This is a genomic window from Nocardia sp. NPDC049737, from assembly GCF_040674755.1.
Taxonomy (GTDB): Bacteria; Actinomycetota; Actinomycetes; order Mycobacteriales; family Mycobacteriaceae; genus Nocardia.
The window spans coordinates 1-15,758 of sequence record NZ_JBFANH010000028.1; the positions used below are offsets into that span (position 1 = coordinate 1).

At 64.4% G+C, this 15,758-nt stretch carries 14 protein-coding genes and 1 pseudogene; 7 read left to right on the plus strand and 8 right to left on the minus strand.

From position 1 onward, the window contains the following. Window positions 1-115, minus strand: a pseudogene (locus AB0J47_RS31465) (alpha/beta hydrolase); the annotation flags it as partial. Between the two features lie 155 nt (window positions 116-270). Between AB0J47_RS31465 and AB0J47_RS31470 the strand changes: the two are divergent. The 3 genes from AB0J47_RS31470 (at window position 271) to AB0J47_RS31480 (ending at window position 3,266) form a co-directional block, all read left to right on the plus strand. Next, window positions 271-867, plus strand: a complete 597-nt coding sequence (locus AB0J47_RS31470) for a helix-turn-helix domain-containing protein (RefSeq protein ID WP_364354282.1) — start codon at window positions 271-273, stop codon at window positions 865-867. Between the two features lie 662 nt (window positions 868-1,529). Beyond that, complete coding sequence (locus tag AB0J47_RS31475) at window positions 1,530-2,231, plus strand: WHG domain-containing protein (protein WP_364354285.1); 702 nt, start codon at window positions 1,530-1,532, stop codon at window positions 2,229-2,231. A gap of 141 nt (window positions 2,232-2,372) precedes the next feature. After that, window positions 2,373-3,266: an SDR family oxidoreductase gene (locus AB0J47_RS31480; protein WP_364354288.1), complete on the plus strand. Its 894-nt coding sequence runs from the start codon at window positions 2,373-2,375 to the stop codon at window positions 3,264-3,266. A gap of 69 nt (window positions 3,267-3,335) precedes the next feature. Here the strand turns inward: AB0J47_RS31480 and AB0J47_RS31485 are convergent, their stop codons facing one another. Next, the gene (locus AB0J47_RS31485) at window positions 3,336-4,040 is read right to left on the minus strand and encodes a WHG domain-containing protein (protein ID WP_364354291.1); all 705 of its coding nucleotides are present in this window, start codon (window positions 4,038-4,040) and stop codon (window positions 3,336-3,338) included. Window positions 4,041-4,204: 164 nt separating this feature from the next. Here AB0J47_RS31485 and AB0J47_RS31490 point away from each other — a divergent pair, with 164 nt between their 5' ends. From AB0J47_RS31490 to AB0J47_RS31505, 4 genes are all read left to right on the plus strand, one after another. After that, window positions 4,205-5,170, plus strand: a complete 966-nt coding sequence (locus tag AB0J47_RS31490; RefSeq protein ID WP_364354294.1) for an enoyl-CoA hydratase/isomerase family protein — start codon at window positions 4,205-4,207, stop codon at window positions 5,168-5,170. Window positions 5,171-5,178: 8 nt separating this feature from the next. Beyond that, window positions 5,179-6,126, plus strand: a complete 948-nt coding sequence (locus AB0J47_RS31495; RefSeq protein ID WP_364354583.1) for an alpha/beta fold hydrolase — start codon at window positions 5,179-5,181, stop codon at window positions 6,124-6,126. Between the two features lie 11 nt (window positions 6,127-6,137). Then, window positions 6,138-7,655 carry an AMP-binding protein gene (locus AB0J47_RS31500; protein WP_364354297.1) on the plus strand — a complete coding sequence of 506 codons (1,518 nt, stop codon included), beginning with the start codon at window positions 6,138-6,140 and terminating at the stop codon, window positions 7,653-7,655. Window positions 7,656-7,956: 301 nt separating this feature from the next. Beyond that, window positions 7,957-9,201 (plus strand): NADH:flavin oxidoreductase/NADH oxidase family protein, encoded by a 1,245-nt coding sequence (locus tag AB0J47_RS31505; protein ID WP_364354300.1) that lies wholly within the window; start codon window positions 7,957-7,959, stop codon window positions 9,199-9,201. 363 nt (window positions 9,202-9,564) lie between these two features. On the opposite strand, the gene AB0J47_RS31510 is transcribed toward AB0J47_RS31505, so the two are convergent. The 6 genes from AB0J47_RS31510 to AB0J47_RS31535 all read right to left on the minus strand — a co-directional run bounded on the left by AB0J47_RS31510 (window position 9,565) and on the right by AB0J47_RS31535 (window position 15,731). After that, on the minus strand, window positions 9,565-10,455 hold the full coding sequence (locus AB0J47_RS31510; RefSeq protein ID WP_364354303.1) for a class I SAM-dependent methyltransferase: 891 nt from the start codon (window positions 10,453-10,455) through the stop codon (window positions 9,565-9,567). A 59-nt stretch (window positions 10,456-10,514) separates the two neighbouring features. Beyond that, complete coding sequence (locus AB0J47_RS31515) at window positions 10,515-11,561, minus strand: hypothetical protein (RefSeq protein ID WP_364354306.1); 1,047 nt, start codon at window positions 11,559-11,561, stop codon at window positions 10,515-10,517. Window positions 11,562-11,736: 175 nt separating this feature from the next. Continuing rightward, on the minus strand, window positions 11,737-12,687 hold the full coding sequence (locus tag AB0J47_RS31520) for an ABC transporter substrate-binding protein (RefSeq protein ID WP_364354309.1): 951 nt from the start codon (window positions 12,685-12,687) through the stop codon (window positions 11,737-11,739). Between the two features lie 33 nt (window positions 12,688-12,720). After that, window positions 12,721-13,428, minus strand: coding sequence for a class II aldolase/adducin family protein (locus AB0J47_RS31525; RefSeq protein ID WP_364354312.1), 708 nt, complete (start codon window positions 13,426-13,428; stop codon window positions 12,721-12,723). A 12-nt stretch (window positions 13,429-13,440) separates the two neighbouring features. After that, complete coding sequence (locus AB0J47_RS31530; protein ID WP_364354315.1) at window positions 13,441-14,604, minus strand: LLM class flavin-dependent oxidoreductase; 1,164 nt, start codon at window positions 14,602-14,604, stop codon at window positions 13,441-13,443. After that, the gene (locus AB0J47_RS31535) at window positions 14,601-15,731 is read right to left on the minus strand and encodes an LLM class flavin-dependent oxidoreductase (RefSeq protein ID WP_364354318.1); all 1,131 of its coding nucleotides are present in this window, start codon (window positions 15,729-15,731) and stop codon (window positions 14,601-14,603) included. The genes AB0J47_RS31530 and AB0J47_RS31535 overlap by 4 nt, the downstream gene beginning before the upstream one ends. Window positions 15,732-15,758: the final 27 nt, after the last annotated feature.

The window sequence follows — 15,758 nt, forward strand, 5'->3', positions numbered from 1 at the left end:
GATTCAAGAAGATCACCGGTACGCCGGTATCGGGCCCCAACTCGCGGTACGCGAACCGCGTTGCACCGACCAGCACGGATTTCGACGGCGCATCTGCATACGACGTGCCGCCCACACGAACACTCCACCCCTGCTGATGACGGTCGGAAACACGCTGAGTGGATCGCCGGTCTGTCATGACTTCCTCCTAATGTAAACCGATTGGTGTACCTTTGAGGGCGACGGTAGCCGACATCGCCTCACTTGTAAACAGATCGGTATACTTAGCTCATGGCTTCGCTGACCGGTACCCAGGCATCACCCCGTCGAGGAGGGCGTGGTGCGCGTCAGCGCATCCTGAACGCAGCTGCCGAACTGTTCTACACCGAGGGCATCAACGCCACTGGTGTCGAACTGATCGCGACCAAAGCATCCGTGTCGAAAAGAACTCTCTACCAACACTTCCCGAGTAAGACCGCGTTGGTGGAGGAGTATCTGCGCATGCTGCGACAAGCGGCGGGTGACATCACGGACACGCCGTCGCGGGAGTCCGATTCGGATCCGCGTTCGCGGCTGCTCGCGTTGTTCGACAGCCCAGATGTCGCCGATGCGCCGATGCGCGGCTGCCCGTTTCACAATGCGGCGGTTGAGGCAGCCGAGACCATGCCCGGTGTTCAAGCCATCGTCCACGCGTACAAGCGGAACTACATCGACGGACTCGCCGAGTTGGCCCGACAAGCCGGCGCGGCAGACCCCCAGCTGCTGGGCGACCAGCTCGCTGTCCTGTTCGAGGGTGCAGCCGTGTCCACATCCCTCGACGATCCGGCGCCCTGGGCACATGCCCGGGGAGCGGCGGAAGCTCTCATCAGCCAAGCAACAAACCGCTGAGCTCACCTGATCCATTCCGGATCCTGATAGCGCCACGACCCGTGTCCGCCGCCCGGAGTCGAGGCATACAGGGCAGACGCAGCCCGGCGACGTCTCGATGGGCGCACGTCACGATTGTGGATCGCCGCCCACGATGGCGACAGCAGCAGCAAGCGCTGCTCGCAGCGCCCGTTGCTGAGCTGCGGCCTCAGCAAACAGCCCCGAGGACCCGCCCGCCTCCTCAACTGCCACCATTTGGCAGGCCAGCGCGTCCGCCCTGCAGGCAGTCCGCGTGACTGTCACCGCCAGGCAATACTTTGCGGCGAAGTCGATGATCGCGCGGAACCGCCAGATCCCACCACCGGTCGATTCGAACTCGCTGATATCGATCTGCCGATCTCGCTCAACGCGAGGAGATGCGCCTCTGCCAGGCAAGCATGATCGGCATTCCGGCGATTTCGAGCACGACCGCTGCCACCGAGACGGGGCATGGGACGGGACCGGCAAGGCAAGGAGCAGGTCACCGATAGACCGCAGACAGCGGTGAGTTGCCGCTGTATCGGCCCGGCGGATACGACGCCGCCATGATGCGCCGTGTTCGCCGTCTCGATCCTTCGCACGGATGCCCGGTAGCCTCGTTTCACAAACCCACGGCAGTCCGAACAGGGAGGTGCGCGGCTCCGATGCCGAAACCAAGCAAGGAAGCCGCCACTCGATTGACGCCAGATCAGATCGTCGAACGGTTGGTCGAGGCGGCCACGAGACTGCTCGCCGAGAAGGGGCCGTCGCAGATCAAGGCACGGTCGGTGGCCGAGGCCGCGCAGGTATCGACGATGGCGGTGTACTACCACCTCGGTGGCGTGCCCGAGCTACTCCGAGCCGTCGTCGAGCAAGGATTCCGAGACCTCGGCCGAACCCTCGTCGCAGTTCCACCGAGCGAAGATCCGGTCACCGATCTGTTCGCGATGGCGCTGGCCTATCGCGGGTTCGCCCAAGACAATCCGCACCTCTACGACGCGATGTTCGGCCTCTCGACACGTGGAAGCTATCGAGCACTGGAAACCTCGAACTCCGGCGCCATCAGACGCTCCAAGGAATTCCAGTCGGACTACGCACATCTGGTCGAGACATGCACTCGACTCATACGCAGCGGCCGCGTTCGCAGCGACGAGGACCCCGACGCCATCGCCACCCAACTCTGGAGTTGCGTTCACGGATTCATCACGCTGGAATTGGGCGGTTCCTTCACCCACGTCCAAGACCCCGTCCGCTTGATACTGCAACCGATGACAGTGAACCTGCTGGTCGGGTTGGGCGATACGACTGAGTCGGCGAATGCCTCCGAGACCGCCGCATCGCGCTCACTGAGCACCGACTCGAAATAGGCGGACAGCCACCGAACGACGGCGGCATCGGCATCGGCATCGGCATCGGCATCGGCATCGGCATCGGCATCGGCATCGGACCATGACACCGCAATCGTCGGCGCTATTGCCTTCGGTCTATAACGAAGTTATCCTCGGCTGATGCAACGAAGCTTGGCGGGACGACGACTGGTAGTTACCGGAGCAGCACGCGGCATCGGGGAGAAGGTGGCACGTCTTGCCGCCGCCCGCGGCGCGCGCCTGGCCTTGATCGGACTCGAGCCCGAAAAATTGCGCGCACTCGCTGCCGACCTGGGCCCCACCGCATGTTGGCGGGAGGCCGACGTGTGCGATGGCACCGCGCTGCGATCAGCAATCGATGACTGCGCGGAGATCATGGGTGGCATCGACTTCCTTGTCGCCAATGCCGGAGTAGCGGCCTACGGGACCGTGCGGCAGATGGACGAGGCGTCGTTCGATCGAGTTCTGGACATCAACCTCAACGGCGTCTTCCGCACCCTCAAGCACGCGACACCGCATCTCGAGCGCACCCGAGGCCACGTGCTGGTCATCGCGTCCGCACTGTCCTTCATGCCCCTGGCAGGAATGGCCTCCTACGCTGCGAGCAAAGCCGGAGTCGAAATACTCACCCTGACGTACCGCCAAGAGGTGGCGCACCTCGGTATCACGGTCGGCGTGGTCCACCCCTCGTGGATCGACACCGATCTCGTCCGAGGCGCGGAAGCGGACCTCCCCTCTTTCCAGGGAATACGCGAAAAGCTGCCCTATCCGGGCAATGTCACCACGAGCGTCGATGAGGCAGCCACCGCGATCGTCGATGGACTCGCGCGCCGGCGTGCCCGCGTCTACGTACCGCGCGCGGTCGCCGTCGCCAACTGGGCGAAAGGCGCCGTGAACTCACCGCTGACCTGGCGTTGGGCGAGGCGCTTCGCGGCCGAACTGGTTCCGACCATGGAGCGTGAGGTCGCGGCACTGGGGCGTCATGACCAACTCACGCCGGGAGCCGACAAAACCCGTCCGGCACAACACCCGTAACCATCAGAAAGTGACGCCCTTGCCGCCTGGCTACGGACTATGCGATCGAGGCCACGCCGATGGCCCTGCTCATCGAGGATGTATCGGCCGAGGATTGAGCGCGTCGCAAGAGTGCAGTGCCGCCTCATGCGAGGCGTGTGCCCGTTCCCGCTCATCGCCGAGCCCGACCGAAAGGTTCACGCCCATCGGCAGCATCACCTGCACAACCGGGTCGCTGAAATCGGCGAAGTGCTCGGCCAGCTCGAGGGTGATATAGCCGTGCACGAAGCTCCACAACTGGGCGGCGACGACTTCGGGTTCCTGCTGCTCGATTCGGCCGGAGTCCAGGAGCCGCTGGCACGCTTCGACCATGTGCGCGTAGGCGTCCCGGAAGGCCGGCGACCGCCCGCTGAAACGTATGTCGGAATCCCCCATCGGCCGATATGTCGCGCGTGTGGACAGACCGAACATCAGGTCATAGAGGTGGGGGTTCTCCCGGGCGACGCGCCGGCATGTCAACGCCATCGTGAACAGATCCGCGATCGGATCCGCGGTCACCGGCATTCGGGAAAATGCCAGGTCGAGGTCCTTGAATCCCCGGTCGACGACAGCTCGAACGAGTTCGGGGATCCCACCGAAGTGGCTGTAGACCACCATCGTCGACAGTCCGGTCGCCGACGCCACAGTCCGCGCTTTGATGGCCGAAGGACCCTGCTCGGCCAGCAGACCGATGGTCGCCTTGACGAGCCGCTCCGGCACGCTTTCGCTGGTCGAATCCTCTGACACGTTCCTCATATTTCCACCCGACTCCACAGCTCGCCCGCCCCGCGACGGTACGACTATTGCCACACATCATGTAACTTCGTTATATTAGCCTTGTAACTTCGTTATTGGCAGCTCGGCCAGGCACCGGCTCGGCCTGCCGATCCCAATCCACTTGCATTACGGAGGCAGAGTCGATGAGACAACACAGCAAGGGCCACCTCGATATCGAGGACCGCGGCGCAGTTTTGATCGCCCGCGTCGACGGCGGCCCGCATGGATTGTTCGGCCTCGAGATCGCCAACCAGCTGGAAGCGTTGGTGGACCGCGTCGACGGCGACCCGAACGTGCACGCGGTCGTCTTCACCGGGGCGCATCCCGAGCGGTTCGTCAGCCACGCCGATGTCCGCTGGCTGCAGGAGGGAGGCGCCGCGGTGCCCTCGGTCAACCGACTCGGAGCCTCCGTTCTCGCGCGTACCGCGAAGAATGTGGACCGGGCCCGCCTGGGCCCCTTGGTAAACCGGACCCCGATGGGGCCCGCGGTCGAACTCGAGCGCCTGCACACGACGTTCCTTCGGATGAATCGCAGTGGCGTCATCTTCATCGCCGCTCTCAACGGTTCGGCACTCGGCCTCGGGGCGGAGTTCGCCTGGGCGAACGACCTTCGGGTGATGGCCGACGGCGACTTCTTAATCGGCCAACCGGAGGTCCTCCTCGGCATCATGCCGGGCGGCGGTGGCAGCCAGCGCCTGACTCGCCTGATCGGCACGCACAAGTCCTTGGTCGCGATCCTCGAAGGTAAGCCGTTCACACCCGCGCAAGCACTCGCCAACGGGGCCGTCGACGACGTGGTCCCACAGGACCAGGTCGTCGCGCGGGCGGTCGAACTCGCAGCCCACTTCGGCTCGCGGACAAAGGGATCGGTCGAAGCCATCAAGCGAGCGGTGTATTTCGGCGGGTCGATGTCGCTGACGGACGGCCTGCACGTCGAGCGCACCGAGTTCCTGGGCACCGCACTGTCGAAAGACGGTCAAGAACTGATGCTCGACTACATGCAGAGCACTGAATCCAACGGTGAACTCCCCCTCTACAACCCCGACATTTACAAGCAAGCGCTCGAACTGGGCATTGTGCCCGGGCGTCGCTCGACGAACGGACGATGAGACGACCCATGGCCGCCGAAAAGCCCTTTACCCGTCAGGACGTCTACTTCTCCTCCGGCACCAGCACATGTAGCGCGTGGCTCTACCTGCCGACCGGCGTCACCGCGCCACCCGTCGTCGTCCTCGGTCACGGCCTGGGCGCGACCCGGGAGATGCGGCTGGACGCCTTCGCCGAGCGGTTCGCCAAGGCCGGGATCGCCTGCCTGGCCTTCACCTATCGGCACTTCGGTGACAGCGGTGGCCAACCTCGCCAACTGCTGTCGATCCAGCGGCAGCTCGCCGACTGGGATGCCGCCATCGACTACGCCCGGGCTCGCCGGGACGTCGACGGCACACGAATTGCGGTCTGGGGCAGCTCCTTTGGCGGCGGCCACGCCATCACCGTCGCTTCCCGCCATCCCGAACTGCGAGCGGCCGTGGCCCAATGCCCGTTCACCGACGGTTTGGCCTCAGCGCTCGCGCTGGGCCCGGTCGCATCGCTCAAACTTGCTCCAGTGCTGGTCCGAGACCTGACGGCCATGATCCTCGGCCGCGCACCGGTGACGATCCCCCTGGCCGCACCCCCCGGCTCCCCTGCCCTGATGAACGCCCCGGACGCGCTACCCGGCTACCAGGCGCTGATCCCCAACGGGACGACGTTCGTGAACGAGGCTGCCGCGCGGGTCATTCCGACGATCGCCGCCTACCGACCCGGACGCGCGGCAAAGAAGATAACCATCCCGATCCTGTTCTGCGTCAGCAACACCGACACTGTCACGCCACCCACGCAGACCCTCCGATACGCGCGCACGGCGCCCCGAGGGGAGATCAAGACCTACGACGCGGGCCACTTCGACTTCTACCTCGGCGATGCCTTCGAAGCGTTGGTGCGTGACCAGGTCGAGTTCCTGACCCGCCAATTCGCCCCGGCGCCCGCCCCTTCGATTCCCGAACCGGATCGCGTCACATCAAGGTAGGTACGCTCGCGATGAATTTTGCTTCTCTGCCCGACCGCCGCGCCGAGCTGGACCCGCATGGGCCCGCGATCGCCGATGGGTCCCAGTCGCTGACCAATGCCCAGCTGCTGGACCGCGTTCGAGCGGCATCTCATCACCTTCGAGAGCTCGGGATCGGCCCCGGCGACGTCGTGGCTCTTCAGTTGCGCAACCGCCTCGAGTTCGTGCTGCTGCTGTTCGCGGCCTGGCGGCTCGGCGCCACCATCACCCCGGTCAATCCGAGCCTGACCGATAACGAGGTCGTTCGACAGCTCGACGACTCCGATGCCCGCCTGTTGGTGGTGGAGGACGACATAACCCCGGTCGGCGGCATCACCACACTCGCGGTGGGTGACCTGCCCACCGAGGTGGCGGATATCCCTGAGCCGACGTCCGCACTGGACCTCCTGCATCGAACGGCGCTGGAGTGGGTCCAGCAGCCGCAGGTGGACTCGTCCGCCCTGGCCCTGCTCATCTACACCAGTGGCACCACGGGCGTTCCAAAGGGCGTGATGCTCGATCACGCCAACATCGATGCCATGGCGCTCATGGGAGTCGAGGCACTGGTGGTGGGACCGACCGACCGGTGCTTGTTGATCCTGCCACTGTTCCATGTCAATGGGATCGTGGTCAGTATCCTCACGCCGCTGCTCGCCGGTGCGAGTGTCGTCATCGCGGGCCGGTTCGATCCCCGAACCTTCTTCGACCTCGTCGAATCCGAGCGTCCCACCTTCTTCAGCGGGGTGCCGACGATCTACAGCATTCTTGCCGCGCTCCCGGACGGTGTCCGGCCCGATACCTCGTCATTGCGTTTCGCCGTCTGTGGCGCGGCACCAGCCTCGGCCGAGCTACTGACCCGATTCGAGGCCCGATACGGATTTCCCCTCATCGAGGGCTACGGGCTGTCCGAAGGAACATGCGGCACAACGATCAACCCGCTCGCGGGTCCACGCCGCGCCGGGACAGTCGGACTTCCGTTCCCGGGACAAGAGATTCGGATCGTCGACGACTCGGGCACCGAGGTCGCGCCGGGAGTGGACGGTGAGCTCGTCGTGCGCGGGCCCAACGTCATGCGCGGCTATCTCGGCCGTCCGGACGACACCGCGCGCGTGATCGTCGACGGCTGGTTGCATACCGGTGACGTCGGCCATGTCGACGCGGAGGGCTATCTGACACTGGTCGGGCGATCGAAGGACATGATCATCCGCGGCGGCGAGAATATCTACCCCAAGGAGATCGAGGACGTCCTGGTCGGCGACCATTCGGTACTCGAGGCGGCCGTGATCGGCGCACCGGACGAAAAATGGGGCGAGATCGTCATCGCCTACGTCCAACCTCGCCCGGGCTCGACGATCGATCCCGCGGCTCTGAAAGAGCTGTGCTCCCGGCAACTCACGCACTACAAACGCCCTACCACGTTCCTGGTGGTCGATGCCATCCCTAAGAACGCGGTCGGCAAGATCGACAAGGTCTCACTACGGACAGACCACGCTCGAGCCGCTGGATCGTGACCTCGTCACGCTCGCGGGGTGCTGCGAGGGTGCCCGCCACAGGATCCTGCGGCGGGGCATTTTTTAATGTGCGATGTCCAACAGCGTGAGGACATTCCTGATGCCCTCCGCCAGCACGTCGTCAGCGAGCTGTCGGTCGGCGAGCGCACGGGAAAGCTGCAAGGTCCCGGCCAGGAGACAGCCCGGCCAGCGGCGCTCATTCGCAACGTTCGACCCGAGACCCAGAGGCCATCAGCGAGGCCGCGCCTCTACCCGCGCAAGAATCCGGCTCGAGGCCGACCTGATCGAAAGGAATATTTCTATGACCGCCCTGCACGACCCGCTGACACTGCCCTGCGGCCAGGTTCTCCCCAACCGGATCATGAAGGCCGCGTTGAGCGAAGCGCTGGGCAACAAGCAGAACTCCCCCGACGGCCGCCTGGAGCAGCTCTACGCGACCTGGAGCCAAGGCGGGTACGGGCTGCTCATCACCGGCAACGTCATGGTCGATCGCGCGCAACTCGGCGAGCCGGGCAACGTCGTCATCGAAGATGAGCGCGACCTCGACGCGCTGACCCGCTGGGCCAAGACGACCAAGGACGCGGGCGTCCCGATCTGGGTACAGCTCAACCATCCCGGACGCCAGTCGAATCCCCTCGCACTCGGACATACCCCCGTCGCCCCCAGCCCGATCCCCCTGAACCTGCCCGGCGCGACCATCCCTCGTGAGCTGACGCCCACGGAGATCGAGGACATCATCGAGCGCTTCGCGGCCGCTGCGGCCGTATGCGAGACGGCGGGCTTCGACGGCGTACAGGTGCACGGCGCGCACGGATATCTTGTGGCACAGTTCCTTTCGCCGTTGACCAACCAGCGCGATGACGCCTGGGGTGGTGACCCTGAACGACGCATGCGCTTCGCGCTCGAGGTCGTCCGCCACATCCGCGCGCGAGTGTCACCCGGTTTCGCGGTGGGCATCAAGCTCAACTCGGCCGACTTCCAGCGCGGCGGTTTCACCGAGGAAGAGTCCCGCGGCGTCGTGGCGGCACTGGCGCGCGAGGGCCTCGACCTGATCGAGGTCAGCGGTGGAAGCTACGAGGAGCCGGCCATGATGGGCACGGCCGCGGCCAGTACGCGGGCTCGAGAGGCCTACTTCCTGGAGTACGCCCGCACGGTCCGCGCCCTCGTCGGCGATATCCCGCTGGCGGTCACGGGCGGTTTCCGGTCCCGCACCGCGATGGACGATGCGGTCCGCTCCGGTGAGTGCGATGTCGTCGGCATCGGCCGACCGACCGCGACGACGCCCGACGCCGCCGACATAATCCTCGCGGGGCGCGCGCAGACCCTCACCGCGCACCAGATACAAGCCGGAATGCGCGGCGTCCTGAGCAAGGTCACCGATATCAAGGGGCTCGACGGATTTCTCGACCTCGGCTGGCACACAGACCAATTGCACCGTGTGGGTGCCGGTCTGGAGCCGGATCTGAATCGGGGTCGCATCGCCACTGCTCTCGCGCTGCTACGCCGCAACGGCCGGGCGTCTTTCGGATCCAAGCGCGGCCTGTAAGTAGATACCCCGAAAACTCCTGACTTCGAAATAGATTGCCCCGCAAACAATCCTGGTTGACACAACCGGACAGGAAAGGGTTCAACCCTCTGGGTAACCTTGATGAGTTCGAGCGGCGGCGGGATCACCCTTGCGATACTGATGGATTTATCACGGAGCCGGATCGCGATCACGACGCCGCCGAACACGAGCTTTCCAGTCAGTCGCCGCGGATGGTGAAGTCTCAACATAGGGCATGACCAAGGGCGATCGGTCCTCAGCACGCAGCGACAGCCGAGCCTCGACCAGGTAACACACCGCTACTTTGCCCGCAGCTACCTGGAGCCTAATAGCAAGACGAATCGCCGTTCAGTCGGCATAAAACTATGGACGTCGGGCGACGAAATTGGCTATATGTGGAGGAGAGTGGGAGTCGAGCTCGTCCGCGCAGTCGGTCAGAGCTTCCGTCATAAGCTCGATACGCTCGCCGATCGGAACATTCATCAGGGACGGAAGAAAGGTGACTCGCGATCCATGACTATAGAATCCATCGAGCGTGAAGCGAAATGCTTCACTAGGCACTAATGGTAGCGGCCAGGCCTCGATCTCGATATCAACGAAACCAGCCGCGTGTAGCTCCGCCGCTTCCCAGGCCGTATCCGTAAATTGACCAGATGCCTCGTCGTTCCGAACGCCAGGATCAATACCACGACGTGCAACGGTGGATTTGAGCTTGTTGACGTAAATCTTGCCAAACTTATTGTACTCGTTCCCCTCAATTCTCATCTCGCCAAGATATTTGGTTAGGTTGAATGCCCATTTACCACCAGGTTTGAGAACATCATATATGGCGCGATGGAGTGACGGTCTGTCGAGAAACGTATAGTAGTAAGTGAAACTGGACAAAACTTCATCACATCCGAGGAACCCCTCCTCTTCTGCAATCGTATAGATATCTTCCGCCTCACCCTTACGGAAGGTGATCGGACATGGATAGGATCTCGCACGCGCCCGCTCGAGCATCGGGACGCTCGGATCAATGGCTAACACACGGCCCGATCTCCCGACCTCTTGGGCGATAATCTCGGTAGAGAAGCCGCTGCCTGCGCCAACATCAACAACAACACCACCAGAAGAGATTCCCGAAACCGCCGTTAACCGTTCTGCCGCCGCCGAATAGAGTTGCCCGTACTTCTCATTCAGGTGTTCATACTGGGCCGGGTAACTGGCGGACAGAGAGTTCCAATCGAATACTCGAGATGCCCAATTTCGCATATTGCGCCTATACTATTGTAGCGGACTTCAATTTTCAACTATGACCATACGTACGTAACTTACTTCAGTCGGCCGATCATAGCTTGGGCGAATCCTGTAACCAGCGCGGCAAGGCCGAAGGTTATGACCCCCGTGAGTACGTTCGTCGCAAATGCTGCCGGAATAGCAATGACCGCACCTCCCGCAATCGCGACGACCGGCTCGATTGCGGACGACCAAATTCGGTACGTCACGCAGCCGCTAATTGTCCGCCCTTGCCGCGGCTCCCAGCTTGTATATGAATACACTGCACGTCCGTCGATCTCCGCGGTGCGTTCAAAGGCATGAAGCGAGGTTTCGTTGCTGTCGACGCTCAGGCTCGCACCTCTCGGAAAACTGAGTTTAGTCTCGAAATAGCTGGTTTGAGATACGAAAGTGTACGTCCAAACAAAGGTATGACTCGTAGAGAATAGACCACGGCGCGTTATATCTATCGAATTTTCGAGTGAGTAGCTGAATACTAACTCGATAACCCTCCCCCCTACGCAGTCCGCCAAATCGAATACCACATTGGTGCAGGCAACATCGGACGATATCTCTGCTTGCTCAATGCGATATGCCAAAGGATTCGGAAGCACTCGAATGTCAAGCGCGAACGGCGGCCGTCGGGGCGGATGCGGAATACGCCAAAGATATTCTGGTGTTCCTCCTTGTAGATCGCCTAGGCGAAGTACAACCCGGATTCTTCTGGTGAGGTCGCCAGTCTCCGATAGGTCGCTGTCGAAGACCACTGCGACCAACTGATGCGGGGACGGGGTGGCGCCACCGAAGGCCGTATCCTGCTCGCGCAACTGGCGGTAAATTGCGCGCTCATTGGCTTGTCGCCGTTGAGCAGGCCGCGAGTGTTCGCTACTCACCATCAGCCCCCCGCCTACATTGAGATGAGCAACAGCTCGCAGAGTCTCGACAGTCCGATCATAGCCAACAGACCCGCGGAACAACCCCATCCTGGAGGTCTGAATCGTTGGTCCCCCATGGCGCAGATCGCATTTGGTCCAGTGGTTGTGGTTGAGGCACTCGGTGCACGGCACCGCCACCCTCAACTCCAAGATCGGCAGCACGGTCATCGTCGTGGTTACACAGCACCTGTTGCAATCTGCTACGGAACCGTCGACTTATCTGAACGGCAGCGGTTCGTGGTCGGGGTCAGCTGCCCCGTAGCATCCTCGCTCAGCACCCAATTGCCTACGGTTGCACCGAGATGCTGTCCGGCCGCTCACTCGGGCGGCCGGATCAAGCTTGTCAGTTGGCGGTCGCCGGTTCGCGGCTCGCGGCGACGAACTCACCGATCGATGCGTCGACCGCTTCGCGCGTGCGAATCGTCTGGGGCAGTAGCCCGTTCGCGGCGAGTAGGTCCGCGGCGTGCTGCTGTTCGTCGAGGAATTCCTCGGTCACCGGGCCGATGCCGAACGGCCGCCCGCGCAGCGCCGCCTCCCATGCATCCAGATCGGCGCTGCCACCCCGGGCGACGATGTCGTCGACGAAGTACTGGGCGGCCGCGCGCGGGTTCTGCACGATCCACGCATCGGATTCCTGCAGCGCGGCAATGATCGCCGCGAGGGCTTCGCGATTGTTCTCGGCGAAGTCGCGGCGGGTGAACCACAGCGAAGGATGGCTGAACAGCGATTCGGTGTCGATCAGCGTCCGCAGTTCGGTGACGGCCTCCACGGCCGTCAACCCCGGGTAGGCGCCGACCCAGGCATCGAGGTCGCCGGCAATCAGCGCGGCGCCACCGTCGTGCACGTCGGTATCGACCGGTTCGATATCGGCCCAGCCCAGTCCGGCCTTCTCCAGCGCGAACAGCAGCAGCGTGGTCTGCCAAGAGCCGTGGGCGATGCCGACACGCTTGCCCTTCAAATCGGCGACCGATTCGATGCCACTGTCGGCCTTGGTGACCAGGCGCCCGTTCTCGATGCGCGGACCGGAGATGCCGACGTAGACGATGTCGCGGCCGTGGGCCAAGGCGGTGACCGGCGGGGTGAAGCCGGTGCCGATGAAGTCGTAGCCGGGATCGGTGAACAAGAAGTCCGAATGCAGCGACGGCAGTGCGGTTTTCACATCCACGCGCTCCGGCTGCGGCAGAGCGCGCAGGTCCACCCATTCCACCTCGGGCAGGGTCCGCTCGAGGATGCCGCGGTGGCGCAGGACGAACAGGGAGTTGTTGTGCGGGAAGTAGCCGACACGAACGGTCATGGAAAGGCTCCTGGGGATACTGGGGAGTGGTGGTCAGATCAGGCCGCGGCGGCGGGCTTCGTCAGCGAGGCCGGTGCGACCCCACTGGACGGCGAGGTTGGATTTGTCGAAATCAACCGAGCCGCCGAGTGTTTCGGCGATGGCCTGATATTGAGCGCCTTCCTCGAGCAGGACCACCAGCTTGGCCAGCTCCAGCAGTCCGGCGCGGCCGATAACGTTGGCGCCGCCGTTGGCTTCGAAGATGGCGATCAGGTCGGGGTCCCGCGTGAGCTGGTCGAGAATGAAATCGCCGGCGCCGATGCTGCGGTCGATATGCGGCGGAATCTGCCGCGACAGGGTCAGCCGCTGCACCGCGGCGTAGCGGATGGGGAATACGCGGTGAGTCTGGGCCCAGCCGCCCAGCCACGGGCTGTGCACGTGCACCACGGAGGTGATCTCCGGGTGCGCGCGGAACACCTTGGCATAGCCGGTGACGAACCCGGCGGATCCGGTGCCGGAGAGCACGTCTCCGTCGAAGCCGGCCACGACCGGCACGACGGTGCGGTCCTCGGCCCACGGGCCCGGTTCGTTGAGGGCGACGGCGATCTCGGTGCCCGGTACGCGTTCGACGAAATTGACGGTGCCGTTGCCGGTGACGGTGCCGGTCTCACGCAGCACTCGGAAGGCCTTCTCCGCGTCACGGGTCGCGGCGACGACGAAGGCCTGCACGGTCTCGTCGAGCCGAATCTCGGTGGTGGTCATGGCTTCTCCTAGTCAGGCGTGGGTGAGCACGGGAGTGCTCGGGGTGGTCAGACGGGTGCGACCCAGCAACGGCAGAACTTCCTCACCGATCCGGTAGGCCTCTTCCAGATGCGGGTTACCGGCCAGAATGAAGGCGTCGACACCGAGATCGATCAACTCGTCGAGGCGTTGGGCGACCTGTTCGTAGCTGCCGACCAGACCGAAGGCGGGCCCGCCGCGAATCAGGCTGAACCCGCACCAGACGTTGGGCTGCACTTCCAGATCGCGGTAGCCGGTGATGGTTTCGGGCACCCAGCCTTTGATGCGGGCCGCACCGACCGAATCACCTCGGGCGGCGCGGTTGGCAGCGTCGCGATCGACGAAGGCCCAGCCTTTGCGAATCTCGGCCCAGGCCGCTTCCTCGGTGTGACGGGCCACGATGTCGATGCGGACCGCGAATTTCGGGGTGCGCCCGATCGTTTCGGCGTGCGCGCGCACCCCATCGAACTTGGCGCGCAGATCGGCGTAGGGCTCGAGCCAGGAAAGATAGTAGTCGGCGTGACGGCCGGCGGCCTGCACTGCTGCACCCGAGGACCCGGAGAAGTAGACCTCCGGGAACGGTTGCCCTGCCAGGCCTGGCGGCAGGGCGGCGGCGTCGGTGCCGAAGAACCGGCCGGCGTGGGTGAAGGGCTGTCCGTCCCACACCCCGCGCAGCACGTCGAGGAATTCGCTGGTACGTGCGTAGCGGTCGTCGTGGGATACCTTGTCGCCCCACCACAATTGGGCCGGGCCACCGCCTCCGCTGATGATGTTGTAGACCAGTCGTCCGCCGGTGGCGCGTTGCAGGCTGGCCGACATGCGCGCGGCCTGCACCGGATGCAGGAACCCGGGTTGGAAGGCGACCATGAACCGATAGGTGGTGGTCTCGCGGGCCAGCGCAGCGGCAAAGGCCCACGGGTCCTCGGTCACTGGGAACGAGGGCAACAGACCGCCCAGGAATCCGGCAGATTCACTGGCTTTGGCGACAGCGGCGACGTGGTCGATGTAGCTGTAGCCATCGAGTGCGCCGCCGCGCACGGCCGGGGCGATATTGCCCGGGCCGTAGCCGTTGGCGTCGCCGCGGTTGTAGCGGCGCGGGGTACGCAGGGAGGCATGGTCGCCTTCCATGCCGATGCGCCAATAGATGTCGATGCTCATGCCGTGGTCTCCTGCAGGGTGCGGCCGGCCGGATCGGCCAGGAACAGCAAATGCTCACCGGCGCGGTGCACTTCCTCGATGTGCGGGTGCCCGGACAGCACAATGCTGTCGAAACCGGCGGCCTCGTAGACCTGCAACTGCTGGGCAACGTCCTCGTAGCTGCCGACCAGGCCGACCGGCTGCGGGTAGCCGAGCTCGGTGAACCCGGCCCAGCGGGCACCGTCGAGACTCAGCGACCGCGCACCGGGACCGTCGGGATGTACTTCGCGCCATTGGCGTTCCGCGCGCGCCCATGCCTCGTCCTCGGTTTCGCGGGCGATCACCGGCAGCTCCAGCCCCGCACGCACACGGCGACCGGTCTCGGCGGTGCGCTCTCGCAGCTGCGCCAGCGCTGCGGCCGGACCGTCGGTGGATTCGGTGAACAGGTGCACATCACCGTGGCGGGCCGAAAGATCCAGTGCCGGCGCCGAAGTGCCCGACAGGTACACCGTCGGGAAGGGCAACCCGGACAGGATGCCGCGGAAGCCGCCGTCGATCACGTCGTAGTATTCGCCCGCGAAATCGAACCCGGTGCCTTGGAATCCCGCGCCGGGCACCGGGTCGGCATTCCACACACCCCGCGCCACGGTCAGGAACTCTGCTGCCCGCGCATACCGGTCGTCCCCGCTGACGCGGTCGCCGCGGGTACGCGCATCCTCGGCGTCGGTGTCGACGGCCAGCCGCCAGCTCAACCGTCCCGCGGATAGCCGTTGCAGGGTGGCCGAGACCTTCGCCGCGTACACCGGAGTGCCGAAAGCAGGCTGGAATTCTACGATCACGCGCGCGTGGCGGGTGGCGCGCAATGCACCGCCGGCCACGATCCACGACTCCTCGCCCAGCGGGTCGTACGGTGCGAGCACACCGTCGAGGCCCGCCAGCTCGGCGGCGTCGATCACCTGGTGCAGATCGTCGAAAGGCCCGAAGTGCCCGGGGCGTACATCGGTCGGTTCCCGGTCATCCGGGCGCGCACCGAAGCGCCCGCCGGCCGGTGTCGGGACCGGGTCACCGAATCCACCGCGGTGACGTAACTGCGGGCGAGCTCGGCGGCCGTCACCATGGCTGGGCAGCCGCCACAGATACTCGGTCATGCGGTGTCCTTTCTGGCATGCCCGAGG